General features: G+C 69.7%; 1 pseudogene. It reads left to right on the top strand.

Annotated features, from left to right (window positions below):
- A pseudogene (locus VXJ37_RS21075) lies at positions 1–426 on the top strand (hypothetical protein); the annotation flags it as partial.

The following is a 426-nucleotide window of genomic DNA, read 5'->3' as shown; positions in this document are numbered from 1 at the left end:
AGCCAAGGATGAGGCTTCGAACGTGGCCGGCCATGCTGCCTCCGCAGCCCAGGGCGTCGCCGAAACGGCCAAGAGCGAGGCCGCGAACGTGGCCTATGAGGCCAAGGCCAACGCGCAGGACCTGCTGCACCAGGCCAAATCGGGACTCACCACCCAGGCCGGCACCCAGCAGCAGAAGGCCGCCGAAGGCATCCGCAACATCTCCAGCCAGCTGCACAGCATGGCCACCGCCCCGGACCAGCAGGGCGTAGCCAGCGACCTGGTCCGCCAGGCAGCCGAACGCACCTCTTCCATGGCCACCTGGCTGGAAAACCGCGAGCCCGGCGACCTTCTCAATGAAGTCCAGCGCTTCGCCCGCAACCGCCCCGGAACATTCCTGCTCCTCGCCGCCGGCGCCGGCGTCCTGGCAGGCCGCCTCACCCGCGG

This window comes from Pseudarthrobacter phenanthrenivorans (assembly GCF_036455295.1).
GTDB classification, from domain to species: Bacteria; Actinomycetota; Actinomycetes; order Actinomycetales; family Micrococcaceae; genus Arthrobacter; species Arthrobacter phenanthrenivorans_C.
The sequence above is the reverse complement of the archived record's forward strand: the minus strand, read 5'-3'. Positions and strand labels throughout refer to the sequence as shown.